At 64.1% G+C, this 14549-nt stretch carries 13 protein-coding genes; 6 read left to right on the forward strand and 7 right to left on the reverse strand.

The features are described 5' to 3' along the window. Nucleotides 1-102: 102 nt before the first annotated feature. The 6 genes from LDB26_RS16655 to mnmA all read right to left on the reverse strand — a co-directional run bounded on the left by LDB26_RS16655 (nt 103) and on the right by mnmA (nt 6994). On the reverse strand, nt 103-2226 hold the full coding sequence (locus LDB26_RS16655) for a sodium-translocating pyrophosphatase (RefSeq protein WP_257539256.1): 2124 nt from the start codon (nt 2224-2226) through the stop codon (nt 103-105). A gap of 229 nt (nt 2227-2455) precedes the next feature. Further along, on the reverse strand, nt 2456-3370 hold the full coding sequence (gene thiL, locus LDB26_RS16660; RefSeq protein WP_257539258.1) for a thiamine-phosphate kinase: 915 nt from the start codon (nt 3368-3370) through the stop codon (nt 2456-2458). Between the two features lie 54 nt (nt 3371-3424). Then, nucleotides 3425-3871 carry a transcription antitermination factor NusB gene (gene nusB, locus LDB26_RS16665; RefSeq protein WP_062061752.1) on the reverse strand — a complete coding sequence of 149 codons (447 nt, stop codon included), beginning with the start codon at nt 3869-3871 and terminating at the stop codon, nt 3425-3427. Nucleotides 3872-3904: 33 nt separating this feature from the next. Further along, nucleotides 3905-5194 carry a histidinol dehydrogenase gene (hisD, locus tag LDB26_RS16670; RefSeq protein WP_062061755.1) on the reverse strand — a complete coding sequence of 430 codons (1290 nt, stop codon included), beginning with the start codon at nt 5192-5194 and terminating at the stop codon, nt 3905-3907. Then, nucleotides 5184-5846: an ATP phosphoribosyltransferase gene (gene hisG, locus LDB26_RS16675; protein ID WP_062061758.1), complete on the reverse strand. Its 663-nt coding sequence runs from the start codon at nt 5844-5846 to the stop codon at nt 5184-5186. Before hisG ends, hisD begins: the two co-directional genes overlap by 11 nt. Before the next feature lie 41 nt (nt 5847-5887). Further along, the gene (gene mnmA / locus LDB26_RS16680; RefSeq protein ID WP_257539260.1) at nt 5888-6994 is read right to left on the reverse strand and encodes a tRNA 2-thiouridine(34) synthase MnmA; all 1107 of its coding nucleotides are present in this window, start codon (nt 6992-6994) and stop codon (nt 5888-5890) included. A gap of 145 nt (nt 6995-7139) precedes the next feature. On the opposite strand from mnmA, the gene LDB26_RS16685 reads away from it, so the two are divergent. From LDB26_RS16685 to LDB26_RS16695, 3 genes are all read left to right on the forward strand, one after another. After that, entirely contained in the window at nt 7140-7475 is a 336-nt protein-coding gene (locus LDB26_RS16685; protein WP_373886127.1) for a hypothetical protein, read from the forward strand. A gap of 61 nt (nt 7476-7536) precedes the next feature. Beyond that, complete coding sequence (locus tag LDB26_RS16690) at nt 7537-7836, forward strand: DUF1153 domain-containing protein (protein ID WP_062061767.1); 300 nt, start codon at nt 7537-7539, stop codon at nt 7834-7836. Nucleotides 7837-8021: 185 nt separating this feature from the next. Further along, nucleotides 8022-8276 carry a GlsB/YeaQ/YmgE family stress response membrane protein gene (locus tag LDB26_RS16695; protein WP_062061769.1) on the forward strand — a complete coding sequence of 85 codons (255 nt, stop codon included), beginning with the start codon at nt 8022-8024 and terminating at the stop codon, nt 8274-8276. Between the two features lie 92 nt (nt 8277-8368). Here LDB26_RS16695 and LDB26_RS16700 read toward each other — a convergent pair whose 3' ends face one another. Then, on the reverse strand, nt 8369-8617 hold the full coding sequence (locus LDB26_RS16700) for a GlsB/YeaQ/YmgE family stress response membrane protein (RefSeq protein WP_062061773.1): 249 nt from the start codon (nt 8615-8617) through the stop codon (nt 8369-8371). A gap of 193 nt (nt 8618-8810) precedes the next feature. On the opposite strand from LDB26_RS16700, the gene LDB26_RS16705 reads away from it, so the two are divergent. The 3 genes from LDB26_RS16705 (at nt 8811) to LDB26_RS16715 (ending at nt 14536) form a co-directional block, all read left to right on the forward strand. Continuing rightward, on the forward strand, nt 8811-9983 hold the full coding sequence (locus tag LDB26_RS16705; RefSeq protein ID WP_062061776.1) for an efflux RND transporter periplasmic adaptor subunit: 1173 nt from the start codon (nt 8811-8813) through the stop codon (nt 9981-9983). A 64-nt stretch (nt 9984-10047) separates the two neighbouring features. Beyond that, nucleotides 10048-13212 (forward strand): efflux RND transporter permease subunit, encoded by a 3165-nt coding sequence (locus tag LDB26_RS16710; protein WP_062061779.1) that lies wholly within the window; start codon nt 10048-10050, stop codon nt 13210-13212. Nucleotides 13213-13270: 58 nt separating this feature from the next. Next, entirely contained in the window at nt 13271-14536 is a 1266-nt protein-coding gene (locus LDB26_RS16715; RefSeq protein WP_257539264.1) for a DUF445 domain-containing protein, read from the forward strand. Nucleotides 14537-14549: the final 13 nt, after the last annotated feature.

Below are 14549 nucleotides of genomic sequence, written 5' to 3' on the forward strand. Positions count from 1 at the left end.
ATGGGAGCAAGAATAGCGTGACGCGCCCCTCAGGACACGAAAGCGCGGCGCAGCAAGGGACCACCGGACTGGAAAGTCCGGCAGCCCCTTGGCCGCCCCTATTCAGACGCCGTGCGCCAGTGCCGCCAGCAGCAGTAGCGCGACGATATTGGTGATCTTGATCATCGGATTCACGGCGGGCCCCGCCGTGTCCTTATAAGGATCGCCCACCGTGTCGCCCGTCACCGCGGCCTTATGGGCTTCGCTGCCCTTGCCGCCGTGATGGCCATCCTCGATATATTTCTTGGCATTGTCCCATGCGCCGCCGCCCGAGGTCATCGAAATGGCGACGAACAGGCCGGAGACGATCACGCCCAGCAGCAACGCACCCAGGGCCGCAAAGCCGTTGGCCGTCCCCGCCACCGCCCTGATCGCGAAATAGACGACGATCGGCGCCAGCACCGGGAGCAGGCTGGGCACAATCATCTCCTTGATCGCGGCCTTGGTGACGAGGTCGACGGTGCGGGCATAGTTGGGGCGCGAAGTCCCGTCCATGATGCCCTTGTCATTGGCGAACTGATCGCGCACGTCCTTGACCACATCGCCCGCAGCGCGACCCACCGCCGTCATGCCCATCGCGCCGAACAGATAGGGCAGCAAAGCCCCCAGCAGCAGGCCGACGATGACATAGGGGTTGGAGAGGCTGAAATCGACCGGCTCGGTGAGGCCAAGCGCGGTGTTGTAGAATTTCAAATCCTCCGTATAGGCGCCGAACAGCACCAGCGCGGCAAGGCCCGCCGAACCGATGGCATAGCCCTTCGTCACCGCCTTGGTCGTGTTGCCCACGGCGTCGAGCGCGTCGGTTTTGACCCGGACGCTGTCGTCCATATGCGCCATTTCCGCGATCCCGCCCGCATTGTCCGTCACCGGGCCATAAGCGTCGAGCGCGACCACCATCCCGGCAAGCGCCAGCATGGCCGTGGCGGCAAAGGCGATGCCGATCAGGCCCGCCTGGCTGTAGGCCACGATGATGCCAACGACGATCACCAGCGTGGGCAACGCGGTCGCTTCAAGGGAAACGGCGAGGCCTTGGATGACGTTGGTGCCGTGACCGGTTTCGGACGCCCGCGCGATGCTGCGGACCGGGCGGTAATTGGTGCCGGTATAATATTCGGTGATCCACACGATCAGGCCCGTGACGGCCAAACCCACCATCATCGACCAGAACAGCGCCATGCCGGTATAACCGCCATTGCCGTCCAGATCCGCACCGAAGACCTTGTTGAGATCGCCCAGCGTATATTGCGTCACGAAATACAGCGCCGGGATCGACAGGATCGCGGTGGTCCAGAAGCCCTTGTAGAGCGCCCCCATGATCGACTGGCTGGCGCCGAGGCGCACCATATAGGTGCCGATGATGGACGTGATGATGCACACGCCGCCCACGATCAGCGGCAAGGCCATCAGCTTGTGAAGGAAGGCATTGTCCACGCCGCTAATCAGCAGCGCGGTCAGCACCATGGTCGCGCCGACCGTGACCACATAGGTTTCGAACAGGTCCGCCGCCATGCCCGCGCAATCGCCGACATTGTCGCCGACATTGTCCGCAATCACGGCCGGGTTGCGTGGATCATCCTCCGGGATGCCTGCTTCCACCTTGCCGACAAGGTCCGCGCCCACGTCAGCCGCCTTGGTGAAGATGCCGCCGCCCAGACGCGCGAAGATGGAGATCAGCGAGGCGCCGAACGCCAGCGCCACCAGGGAGTCGATCACCAGCCGGTCATCGGGCGCATGGCCCGCCGGTCCGGTTAGATACCAGTAGAAGACGCTGATCGCGAGCAAGGCGAGACCCGCCACCAGCATCCCGGTGATAGCCCCGGCGCGGAAGGCGACGGTCAATCCCTGCTGGAGCGTGCCCCGCGCCGCTTCAGCGGTGCGGACATTGGCGCGCACGGAAATATTCATGCCGATGAAACCCGCTGCCCCCGAAAGGATCGCACCAATGAGGAAGCCTATGGCCGATGTGGTCCCCAGAAAGAAGAAGACCAGCGCCGCGACAACGATGCCGACCAGCGCGATGGTCGTATATTGACGGCCGAGATAGGCCTTAGCCCCTTCCTGGATCGCGCCCGCTATGGCCTGCATGGTGTCATTGCCGGGTGATGCGGCCAATACCTGACGACTGGTGAAAAGGCCGTAGAGCACGGCCAGCAGGCCGCACCCTATGGCGATATAGACAATCTGCATGGATGTTCCTCTCCCCCTATTATGAGATGCATCGGCCGCTCCGCAGGGATGACGGACGGGCGAAGAACGTCAAGGCGGGCGGCCGGAAACAGACATGTCCGGCATCGGGCACCGCATCACTCAGCATCAGGGTCGCGCACATCAGGCAGTCCAACCGGGCTGAAAACAGGATCGTGCGAAGCTACAGAGCGGAAAGGCTGCGTCAACCCGTTATGATATGACCCGAAATTCAGTCATGCTCCCAGCCGAGCCGATCGGGCAAAGGTAATACCGCCCCGTCGATCATTAGCGTCAGGCCCGCTCCCACCGAAAAGTGGCCCACGGGAATGGCGCGCACCGGCGGCTTCATCGCGGCGGGCAAGGCAAAGAGCAGTTCATAATCGTCCCCCGCCCGCGCAGCGGCGATCTGCGTTGCGGTGCTGCCGCCCCGAACAGCTTCCAGCGCGGTAGAAAGGGGGATATGGTCGATGGTCACGGCTAACCCGTTCGCCACAGCCATGCGCGACGCATCCAGCAAAAGGCCGTCCGATACGTCCATCATCGCATGGACATGCGGCGCCAGCAGCGCTCCTTCGGCAAGACGGGGGCGCGGGCGGCGATAGGCTTCGACCAGCGGCCCCGCAGCTACAGCAGAAGCCAGCGCAAGTTCCAGCCCCACGCCCGCATCGCCTACCGGCCCCGTCACATAGAGCCGGTCTCCCGCTTGCGCCCCACTTCGCGCCGGGACAGGGCCGGTCGCCTCACCGATGGCGGTCAGGCTGTAGCTGCGCGGCGCAGCTGACGGCATCTTCACCGTGTCGCCACCCAGCAGCGGCATGGCGTGGCGATTCAGCGCCTCGTTCAACCCTGTGAGAAAGGCCGCGTCCCAGCTTTCATCCCCTGACAGCGCATAGCTCAACAGGCAGCCGGCGGGCCGTGCGCCCTTGGCGGCAAGGTCGGAAAGGTTTACCGCCGCCAGCTTCCATCCGATGTCCGCGGGCGGATCACCGGGCAGATAATGCACACCCTCCACCATGGTGTCGTTGGTCAGGATCAGGCGAACGCCGCCGATCTCCAGCAGCGCCACGTCGTCGGCCAACCCGCGCGCGGCGGGATCGGTTGCGACCGCGCGCAACAACGACAGGAAGCGGGATTCAGCGGACATGGGCGACACCTAACTCCCCTCGCTGGGAAAATCGCGACGTTCCCTGCTTCCGCCTTACTTCCGCACATCCTTTGCGACCGCATCCAGCAAGCCGTTGACGAAGCCCGCCTCACGCTTGTCGTAAAAGGCGTGGGCGACATCGACATATTCGCTGATGACGGTGGCGGTCGCGACATCCTTGCGCGCCAGCAGTTCATAAGCCCCCGCGCGCAGGATCTGCCGCATCGGCTTGTCCAGGCGATTCAGGCTCCAGCCTTTGCTGAGACGCGCGGCGATCAGGCCATCAATCTCGTCCCGGCGCTTGTCCACACCCGAAACGATGTCATCGAAAAACGCCTCCTCCGCCTGCGCGTAGGTCACATCCTCGATGGTCGCGCCGAGGCGATGCTGATGGAATTCATGCAGCAGCGCGGCGAGCGGCGTGCCCTCCATCTCGATTTGGTAAAGCGCCTGAACCGCGGCAAGGCGTGCAGCGGAGCGGGATTTGGAGCGTTCGTTCATGTATCTTCCCATAGCCGTTCGGACGAACGGAAACTATTGCAATCGCAGTGCTACCGACGCGGCATGGGCGGGCAAGCCCTCCGCCCGCGCCAGCGCGACGGCCGCGGGACCGATGGCGCTGACCGCGCTCTGATCCAGGCTGAGGAAGCTGGTGCGCTTCATGAAATCGAGCACTGAAAGCCCGGACGAGAAACGCGCGCGCCGCCCGGTCGGCAGCACATGGTTCGGCCCCGCGACATAATCGCCCACAGCTTCCGGTGTCATGCGACCGAGGAACACCGACCCGGCATGCCGCACCTGCGCGAACAGGGCGTCGGGATCGTCCACGGCCAGTTCCAGATGCTCGGGGGCGAGGCGATCGACCAGAGGCATCGCCTCTTCCCAATCGCGCACGAGGATGATCGCACCATTGGCGGCCCAACTCGCCTCAGCCACGGCATGGGTCGAAAGCTGGGGAATCTGCCGCTCCACCGCATCCGCCACGGCGTCGGCAAAGGCCGCATCGTCGGTGAAGAGGATCGACTGGCTGGTCGGGTCATGTTCCGACTGGCTCAAAAGATCGGCGGCGATCCATTCGGCATCATTCTTCGCGTCCGCCACGACCACGATCTCCGACGGCCCGGCCACCATGTCGATGCCGACCACACCGTAAAGCTGGCGCTTGGCTTCGGCGACCCAGGCATTGCCGGGGCCGGTGATGACATCGACGGGCCTAATCCGGTCCGTACCATAGGCCAGCGCGGCTACCGCCTGCGCGCCGCCTATACGCCAGATTTCCTCGATCCCCGCGATGCTGGCGGCGGCCAGCACTAACGGATTGATCTCCCCGCCCGGCGTTGGCGTCACCATAGCGATGCGCGATACGCCCGCGACCTTGGCGGGAATGACGTTCATCAGCAGGGAGCTGGGATAGGCGGCCCGCCCGCCCGGCACATAGAGGCCGGCCGCATCCACCGCGTTCCACCGCGCGCCGAGGCGCACGCCCGCGCCATCCACGCCGTCGGCGTCCTGCGGCTTCTGCTTTTCATGATAGGCCGTGATGCGCGCCGTCGCGAGTTCCAGCGCGTCGCGCAGTTCGGTTGAAATGCCGTCCAGCGCAGCGCGGCATTCGGCAGGCGTCACCGCCCAGCCGCTAACGTTCAAATCATGCCGGTCGAAACGCGCCGTATAATCGGCCAGCGCGGCATCGCCTTCCGTCCGGACGCGCTTCAGAATCGCGGAAACGTCGCGCGATACGTCCTCGTCCGCCTCACGCCGCGCATCGACCAGCGCGGTGAAAGCAGCGGCGAAATCCGCATCCTGGCTACCCAGTCTAAGCGGCATCTTTCGTTCCCACGGCCCTGCGGAAGGCCTCTACCAGAGGGGCGAGTTCCGCCGAGCGCATCTTATAGGCTGCCCGATTGACGATCAGCCGCGCCGACACCTGCATGATGACGTTGGTTTCGACCAGGCCGTTGGCTTTCAGCGTCGCGCCCGACGATACGAGGTCGACGATACGGCGTGACAGGCCGAGCGACGGGGCCAACTCCATCGCGCCATTCAGCTTCACGCATTCCGCCTGGATACCGCGCGCCTCATAATATTTGCGGGTGAGGTGCGGATATTTGGTCGCGACGCGGACATGGCTCATCGCTGCCTCATCTTCATCGGCAAGGCCAGCGGGTTCCGCGACCGACAGGCGGCAATGGCCCATGGCGAGATCGACCGGCGCGTAAAGTTCGGAATAATCGAACTCGTCCACCACGTCGGAACCCACGATGCCGATCTGCGCGGCGCCATGCGCGACAAAGGTGGCCACATCGAAAGCGCGCACGCGGATGATCGAAACGTCTGGCCGGTTGGTGGCGAAGCGCAACGCCCGGCTTTTCTTGTCATGGAACTCCGCCTCCGGCTCGATACCGGCGCGGACAAGCAGGGGAAGCGCTTCTTCGAGGATGCGCCCCTTGGGAATGGCGAATGTGAGCGGACGAGTCATGACGTTCGCGCCTTAGCCGCGCGGCACATAGTAAACAATACTCATGCAGCCTGCGCCATTGCAGCTTCGGTCGCCGCGATCCAGCCGCCGCCCAGCACCCGGTCGCCCGCATAGAGCACCGCCGCCTGGCCCGGCGCGACGCCAAATTCGGGCGCATCGAATACCAGCCGATCACCGTCGAGCCGCGCTGGCACGGGCTTCGCCATGGAACGGACCTTAGCAGTGAGTGGCCCGGTAAAATCACCACCCAGCCAGTTGATATCGCTCAAACGCGCAGCGTCGACCGCCAGCGCCGCTTTCGGCCCCACGATTACCCGCCGCCCTTCGGCATCGAGCCGCACGACATAGAGTGGATCGGGCTGGCCACCGATCTCCAGCCCTCTGCGCTGGCCGACCGTGTAATGGATCATGCCCTTGTGCCGTCCCAATATGCGGCCATCGACATGGACGATGTCGCCCCCTTCATCCGCATCCGGGCGCAGCTTGCGGACGATCTTCGCATAATCGCCATCGGGCACGAAGCAGATGTCCTGACTATCGGGCTTCAACGCCACGGACAGGCCCAGATCCGCCGCGATCTCCCGCACCTGCGGCTTGGGCAGGCCCCCAAGGGGAAAGCGCAGATAATCAAGTTGCGCCTGAGTCGTGGCGAAGAGGAAATAGCTCTGGTCGCGCGCCGGATCAGCGGCCCGATGCAGCTGCGCGCCCTGCGCCCCGACCACCCGGCGGACATAATGGCCGGTCGCGAGGCAGTCCGCGCCAAGGTCGCGGGCGATCTGGAACAGGTCGGTGAACTTCACCCCCATATTGCATTTGACGCAGGGGATGGGCGTGCGGCCAGCCATATATTCATCGGCGAAGTCGGCGATCACCGAATCGCGGAACCGGCTTTCATAATCAAAGACATAGTGCGCTATGCCAATCCGGTCGGCGACCGCGCGCGCGTCGCGGATGTCCTGCCCCGCGCAGCAACTTCCGGTGCGGCCCACCGCCGCGCCATGATCGTAGAGCTGCAAGGTCACGCCGATGGTTTCCGCGCCCGTGCGCGCGGCCAGCGCGGCGACCACGCTCGAATCCACACCGCCGGACATGGCAACGACGATGCGCCGCGCATCGAGCGGCTCGGGCAACTGGAATTCTGGCTGCATGGGCACGCATATAGTCGCCCTTCCCCTCCGGTTCCAGCGGGATTCCCACTCGCAGTCAACGGAAACATGCCCGCAAAACATGCGACGAACCGTTGGCGGGTTTACCGAGCCTTATCCTTTTCCCTCTACATCCCCTGCCATGGACTTGGGATTCATTCGAGGCGGCGGGTTCAGTTCCGCCAACGCCAGACCCGTCAGCCTGCCGCATGTGCCGGTATGGCCCCTGCTTCGCGCCACATCGGCTGCGGCGCAGGCCGCCAGCCCGACGGCGCAGGCCGTGGCGGGCCTTTTGCGGGGGCAGGAGGGAATGCAGGACTGGGTTCAGGAACTGGCGGGAATCTTCGCGCCACGTTTCGGCGGCATGATCGAGGCCGTTCACCTTGGGGGCAGCTTCAACCCGCTGGTCGCAAGCCGGTTAAGGGGAGGCAAGGATGATGAAAGAGGTGTTTACCGTGGCGCTTTAGCCGATCTTCAGGGCTGACGCGCATAAGGGAACCACTTTCCAAAATCGGCAATGCCAGTGCCGCTATTTGAGGGTTAGAATGATTGAAAACCAGAAAATCCGACCTGCACAGGTCGTCGGGCCGCTCGGAGAACCCCTGACTCTGGACAGCCTGCCCCCCGCGAACACAACGCGTTGGGTCGTGCGCCGCAAGGCCGAGGTAGTCGCCGCCGTGAATGGCGGGCTGCTGAGCGTGGACGAAGCGTGCAAACGCTATGACCTGACGCTGGAAGAATTCGCAAGCTGGCAGCGCGCGGTCGACCGGTCGGGCATGCATGGCCTGCGCGTCACCCGCATCCAATATTATAAATCCCTCTACGAACGGCAGCAGCGTTACTGAGCAGGCGCTCTCCACCGGAAAGAAAGGCCGCGGGACAGCATCCTGCGGCCTTTTTTATGTCAGGCGCTCCGGGCATGCGCGAATCGTTTTTCAGGCGAAATTTTTCTCAAGGAACGGAAAGCCGCTTTCTCCGTTGAATGCATCAGCCAACCCGCTTGGGGGCGCTGGTGCAAGGAGAGAGAAATATGGGCATTATCTTGTGGCTTATCGTCGGCGGTGTCATCGGCTGGCTCGCCAGCATGGTCATGCGGACCGACGCGCAACAGGGCATATTGCTGAACATCGTGGTCGGCATTGTCGGCGCGTTCGTCGGCGGCCTCATCTTCAGCGGCGGGTCGATCAATGACGGACTGACCGTATACAGCTTCCTCGTCTCGCTGGTCGGCGCGATCATCCTGCTAGCGATCGTGAATCTGATAAGACGCGGATCGGTGCGTTAAAAAAAGGCACCCTGTTTGGATCGCAAAAAAGGGCCGCTCTATCCCCCGCTTAGGAGGATGGGGCGGCCCTTTCCCGTCACTCTTCCGCTCCGTCAGCGGCGCGCCGCGAACAGGCGATAGATTGCCAATATGACGACCGATCCCACGATAGCGGCCATGAAACCGGCGGACTCGTCGGGGCCATAGAAGCCCGCCAGCCGCCCGGCATAACCAGCCAGAAGGGCGCCTGCCGTCCCTAGCAGCATCGTCACGATGCAACCGCCCGGGTCGCGGCCCGGCATGATGAGCCGCGCCACCGCTCCAGCCAGCAAGCCGAGGAGAATCCATCCCATCAATTCCATATGCGCCTCCATCCGCCCCTTCACCAAAGCGATTGCATCACGCCCGCGACCTCTTGCAAGAGCAGGTTCCGCCGCTGTCGAGAATCGCTTTGCCGACCGCTCTTATCCCATGATATTGGGGCTTGAGACCAGTGATATATTCATATAATACAGCGCCCCGAAACAGGCACCGCGCCGGAGAGATGGAATCGGCATGAATTACGAAACTCCGCTGGCGAGCGAGGACGCCGCGCTTGTCGACGATGGGTCGATTCAGCCCGGCGGGCGCCGGTGGCTGCCGATCGCAGCGGGCGCAGCCATCGCCCTCATCATTCTGGCGCTCTGGCTGTCGATGCATGGAAAACCGGCAGCAGGCGACGATTCTGCTGCACAGACCATTCCAGCCGTCACCGTCATCAGCCCGGGTTCGTCAGACGTCGAACGCACCGTCAACGCGACCGGCTCGCTGGCGGCCCGCGTCGAAATGCCGGTCGGCGTCATCGGCGAAGGCGGGGAAGTGCGGCAGGTTTTGGTGCAACCGGGCGACTGGGTGCGCGCGGGCCAGACGCTCGCGGTGATCGAACGCTCCGTGCAGACCGAGCAGGCGCGTTCGCTGGCCGCGCAGATAGAGGTGGCGCGCGCCGACGCTAAGCTCGCCCAGGCACAACTGGATCGTGCCAAGGCGCTAGTGGCGCGCGGCTTCATCAGCCAGGCGGATATCGACCAGCGCACGGCCACCCGCGATGCCGCGCAGGCCCGCGTGAACGTCGCTGTCGCGCAACTGGCCGAACAGCGCGCGCGCAACGGACGGCTGGACATTCGCGCGCCCGCCGCCGGGCTGGTGCTGACGCGGGACGTAGAGCCGGGCCAGATCGTCGGCGCGGGCAGCGGCGTGCTGTTCCGCATGGCCAAGGGCGGCGAAATGGAAATGCTGGCGCAGGTCAGCGAGGACGATCTGGCGACGCTGCGGCCGGGCAACAGCGCCATGGTGAAGCCAGTTGGCGGCTCCGCGCAGTTCGCTGGGCGGGTCTGGCAGGTATCGCCGGTGATCGATCCGCAAAGCCGGCAGGGCATCGCCCGCATCGCCGTTGCCTATAATGCCGCGATCCGTCCCGGCGGATTCGCTTCCGCCACGATCGTGAGCGGATCGGGTCAGTCCCCCCTTCTCCCCGAATCGGCGGTGCAAAGCGACGACAAAGGCAATTACGTCTATATCATCGACAGCAGGAATCAGGTGGAACGTCGCAATGTCATCGTGGGCCAAGTATCCGATACGGGCGTGTCGGTGAAAAGCGGCCTGACGGGCCGTGAACGGATCGTGGAAACGGCGGGCGCCTTCCTGACCCCGAAGCAGAAGGTGAAGCCGGAATTCCGCAAGACACAGTGATACAGCGGCGGCGGTTCGCAAACCGCTGTCCGACAGCAGGATCAGTCCGGCGAGAAAGGCCGTCATGAGTTTTCGCAACATCTCCGCCTGGGCTATCCGCAACCCTACATCGCCGATCGTGCTGTTCGTGGCGCTATTGCTGGCGGGTCTCGTCAGTTTCAGCCGCATGGACGTGAACCAGCAGCCTGACATCAGCTTCCCGATGGCCAGCGTCACGGTGCTTCAGCCCGGCGCCGCACCGACCGAACTGGAAACGCAGGTCACGCAACGCGTGGAGGCGGCCGTCCGCGCCATCAGCGGGGTCGATGAAATCACCTCCGTAGTGTCGGAAGGTCAATCGCTCACCAATGTGCAGTTCGAGATCGGCACGCCGGTCGACCGCGCCGTCAACGACGTGAAGAACGCCGTGGATCAAATCCGCAGCGACCTGCCGGAAGGCATATTGGAACCGCAGGTCAGACGCGTCGACATCGATGGCGGCCCGATCGCCTATTTCGGCGCGGAAGCCACCGACATGACGCTGGAAGAATTGTCCTGGTATGTCGACAATACCGTGGCAAAGCGATTGCTGGCTGTACCAGGCATGGCGGCGGTCACGCGCGGCGGGGGCGTCAGCCGGGAAATCCGGGTCATACTCGACCCCGCCAAGCTACAATCGCACGGCGTGACCGCGGCTCAGGTGAACCAGCAATTACAGCAGGTAAACCTGAACGCCGCGGGCGGCCGCACCGAAATCGCTGGCGCAGAGCAGGCCATCCGCGTGCTTGGCAACGCAAAGGATGCCTACGCGCTGGGGCAAACGCAAATCGGCATTTCGGGCGGACGGACGGTAAAGCTGGCCGATCTGGCCGCAGTGCGCGACATGTATGCCGAACAACGCTCGCTCGCTTTGATGAACGGACGGCAGGTGACGAGCTTCCGTCTGGAAAAGGCCAAGGGATCGTCCGACGTCACCGTCTATGACGAAGCGATCAAGATTCTCGACACGCTGCAAAAGGAAAATCCCAAGGTCCATTTCAAGCAGCTCTACACTAGCGTCGATTACACCAAGGACCAGTATCATTCCGCCATGCAGGCGATGATCGAAGGCGCCGTGCTGGCGGTCGTCATCGTGTTCCTGTTCCTGCGCGACTGGCGCGCGACGATGATATCCGCGCTGGCCATCCCCCTGTCGGCGATCCCGGCCTTCTGGTTCATGGACATGATGGGCTTCACGCTGAACAGCATTTCGCTGCTGGCGCTGAGCCTCGTTGCAGGCGTGCTGGTCGACGATGCCATCGTGGAGATCGAGAATATCGTCCGCCACATGCGCATGGGCAAGACGGCCTATCAGGCAGCGATAGACGCGGCGGACGAGATCGGCCTTGCGGTGCTGGCGACGACGATGGCGATTGTGGCGGTATTCCTCCCGGTCGGTCTGATGCCGGGCCTGTCCGGCCAGTTCTTCAAGCAATTCGGCCTCACCGTCGTGGTCGCGGTGCTGCTCAGCCTTGCCGTGGCGCGTCTGGTCACGCCCATGATCGCCGCCTATTTCCTGAAGGCCCATGGCGAGGAAAGCCATGGCGAGGGCTGGCTGATGGATCGCTATATGGCCGTGCTGCGCTGGTCGCTGGATCAGCGGCGCGCCATAGCCCATCGCGCCAAGGGCGGCATGGCGCGTCATACCGCATGGCTGCGCGATCATCGCCTCTGGACCGTCGCCATCGGTTTGCTGGCGCTGCTATCGACGATTGTCGCTTTCGGAACGCTGCCCATGGCCTTCCAACCCACGATGGACACCGACTTCAGCCAGGTGCAGATCGAAACGGTGCCCGGCAGCACCTTGCAGCAGACCACCGCGGTCGCGCGCCGCGTCGCGGACATGCTGGCGGCAGACAAGGATGTCGTCGAAGCGGCTTTTGCCAATATCGAAACGACCGAGGCGGAAATCTTCCTCACCCTGCGGAAGGACCGGCCAATATCGTCGGTCGAATGGGAACGAAAGGTCGCGCCCAAATTCCAGCAGATCGCTGACGCGCGCGTCAATTTCCAGTCACAGTCGGGGGGCGGTTTCGGTCGCGACATCGTCATCATGATGGGCAGCGACGATCCCGCATTGCTTGAGAACACCGCCAACAAGCTGGTTTCGGAAATGGCGGGCATCCGCGAAATCCGCGCACCGCGCGTCCATGGCGACATGCAGCGGCCCGAAATCGTCATCAAGCCACGCTTCGACCTTGCCGCCAGCATGGGCGTGACGACCGCGGCGCTCAGTAACACCATCCGCGTCGCCACCATTGGCGAAATCGACCAGAACACCGCGAAATTCTCGCTGTCGGACCGTCAAATCCCGATCCGCGTCGCCGTGCAGGAGGGCAGCCGCCGGGACATGGCCACGATCGCGAACATGCCTGTGCCCACGGTGAGCGGCGGTTCGGTCCCCCTTAAGGTCGTCGCCGACATCGAATTCGGCTCCGGCCCGACGCAGATCCGGCGCTATAACCAGATCCGCCGCGTCGTGGTCGGCGCGGATCTGGCGCCGGGCATCGTGACCAGCCAGGCCACGGCGAAGATCAATGCCCTGCCCACCATGAAGGCCGTGCTGGAGGGCAAGATTCAGGGCGTGCAGAAAATCAACGCGGGCGACAGCAAGTTCGAAGCGGAAATGCTCGTGAATTTCGTCATCGCGGTGGTGTCCGGCATCCTTCTGGTGCTGGCGGTGCTAGTCCTGCTCTACAAGCGGATCATGCCGCCCTTCGTCAATCTGGGATCGCTGCTGCTGGCGCCTCTGGGCGGCGCGCTGGCGCTGCATCTGACAGGCAATCCACTATCCATGCCGGTGTTCATCGGCCTGTTGATGCTGTTGGGGATCGTCGCCAAGAACTCCATCCTCGTCATCGACTTCGCGTTGGAGGAAATGGAAAAGGGCGTGCCGAAGTTCGAAGCCATCGTGGACGCGGGCCACAAGCGCGCGCAGCCGATCGTGATGACAACTGTCGCGATGGTGGCCGGCATGGTGCCCACGGCCCTGTCCTTGGGCGGCGACGGCGCATGGCGTGCGCCCATGGGCGTTACCGTGATCGGCGGCCTGCTGCTCTCGACACTGCTCACGCTGGTGATCGTGCCCGCAACGTTCAGCCTGGCGCTGGGCGCGGAACAATGGATCGGCCCGCGCCTGAGCCGACGGCTGCTGACCTATAAAACGGGCGACGACAAGGCCCATGCCGGCCAGACCCAGCCAGCCGAGTGAACGGATACAAAAAGAAGGGCTTGCCTGAACGAAACGGTGGCGTAACCGTTGGAGAGCCATGAAGCTGCTCCGCGTGACCCGGCCCCTGAGCGATATGCCAGCCCATCCGGCCCGCAACATGCGGCTGGTCGCAACGGGCATGTTGCTGCTCATGGCGGCGCTTTTCCTCGCCGCCCGCGCCAGCGTCCACCTGCATCCCGCCATCGGCTTCGTCCAGGCGTTCGCCGAAGCGGCCATGGTCGGCGGTCTGGCCGACTGGTTCGCGGTGACGGCTCTGTTCCGCCATCCGATGGGGCTGCCGATCCCGCACACTGCGATCATCCCCCGCAACAAGGACCGGATCGGAGACACGCTGGCCCTCTTTCTGCGCGACAATTTCCTGACCCCCGCCGTCGTGGCGCGGCGGATGCGGGGGCTGGATGTGGCGGCGGCGGCCGGACGATTCCTTGCCAGTCCCTCCGGTGGGGACGGACGCTTGCGCGAAGGCGCGTCGCGGCTGGCGGCCGAGATATTGGAGACGCTGGACCAGGAACGGCTGGGCGGCATGGTCAAGGGCGCGATCGGCCAGCGGCTGCGCGCGGTCAACCTTGCCCCTCTGATCGGACAGGCACTGGAAGCGGCGATGCGCGACGGGCGGCACGCGCCCGTGATGTACGGCATCATCCGATGGGCCGACCGGACGCTGGAAGGGAATGAGCATCTCATCCGCCAGATGGTGCATGAACGCGCAGGCAAGATCATGCGCTGGACCGGACTGGATGAAAACCTTGCCAGCGCTATATTGAACGGGCTGCGAAAGCTGCTGGCCGACATGGCGGACGATCCGGGCCACGGTCTGCGCCTGAAGGCGGAGGAAGGCATGGCAAAGCTGGCCGCCGACCTGCAGTTCGATATCGGGATGCAGGCGAAGGTCGCTCGCGTCCGTGACGAGATTCTCGACAATCCCGCCATGCAGCGCTGGATCGACGGCATGTGGGAACAGGCGCGCGCCGGGATGCTGCGGGCGGTGCGCGATCCGGGCAAGGCCATGGCAGGGCGGTTGGGCGAGGCGCTCAAGCAACTTGGCGAGACGCTTCAGAGCGAAGAGCGGCTGCGGCGACCGATCAACCGCTTTGTACGACGGGCAGCGGTCGGCGCCACGGCCAGCTATGGCGATTCGATCGTCAAGCTGGTGAGCGAAACGGTACGGGGCTGGGACGCGGGCACGGTTACCAGCCGTCTGGAAAATGCCGTGGGTCGCGACCTGCAATATATCCGCATCAACGGCACGTTGGTGGGCGGGCTGGTGGGGCTGGCGATCCACGCCATCGACAGTCTGTTCTAGCAGAGCCTTGGTT

The organism is Sphingobium sp. CFD-1, from assembly GCF_024611115.1.
GTDB classification, from domain to species: domain Bacteria; phylum Pseudomonadota; class Alphaproteobacteria; order Sphingomonadales; family Sphingomonadaceae; genus Sphingobium; species Sphingobium baderi_A.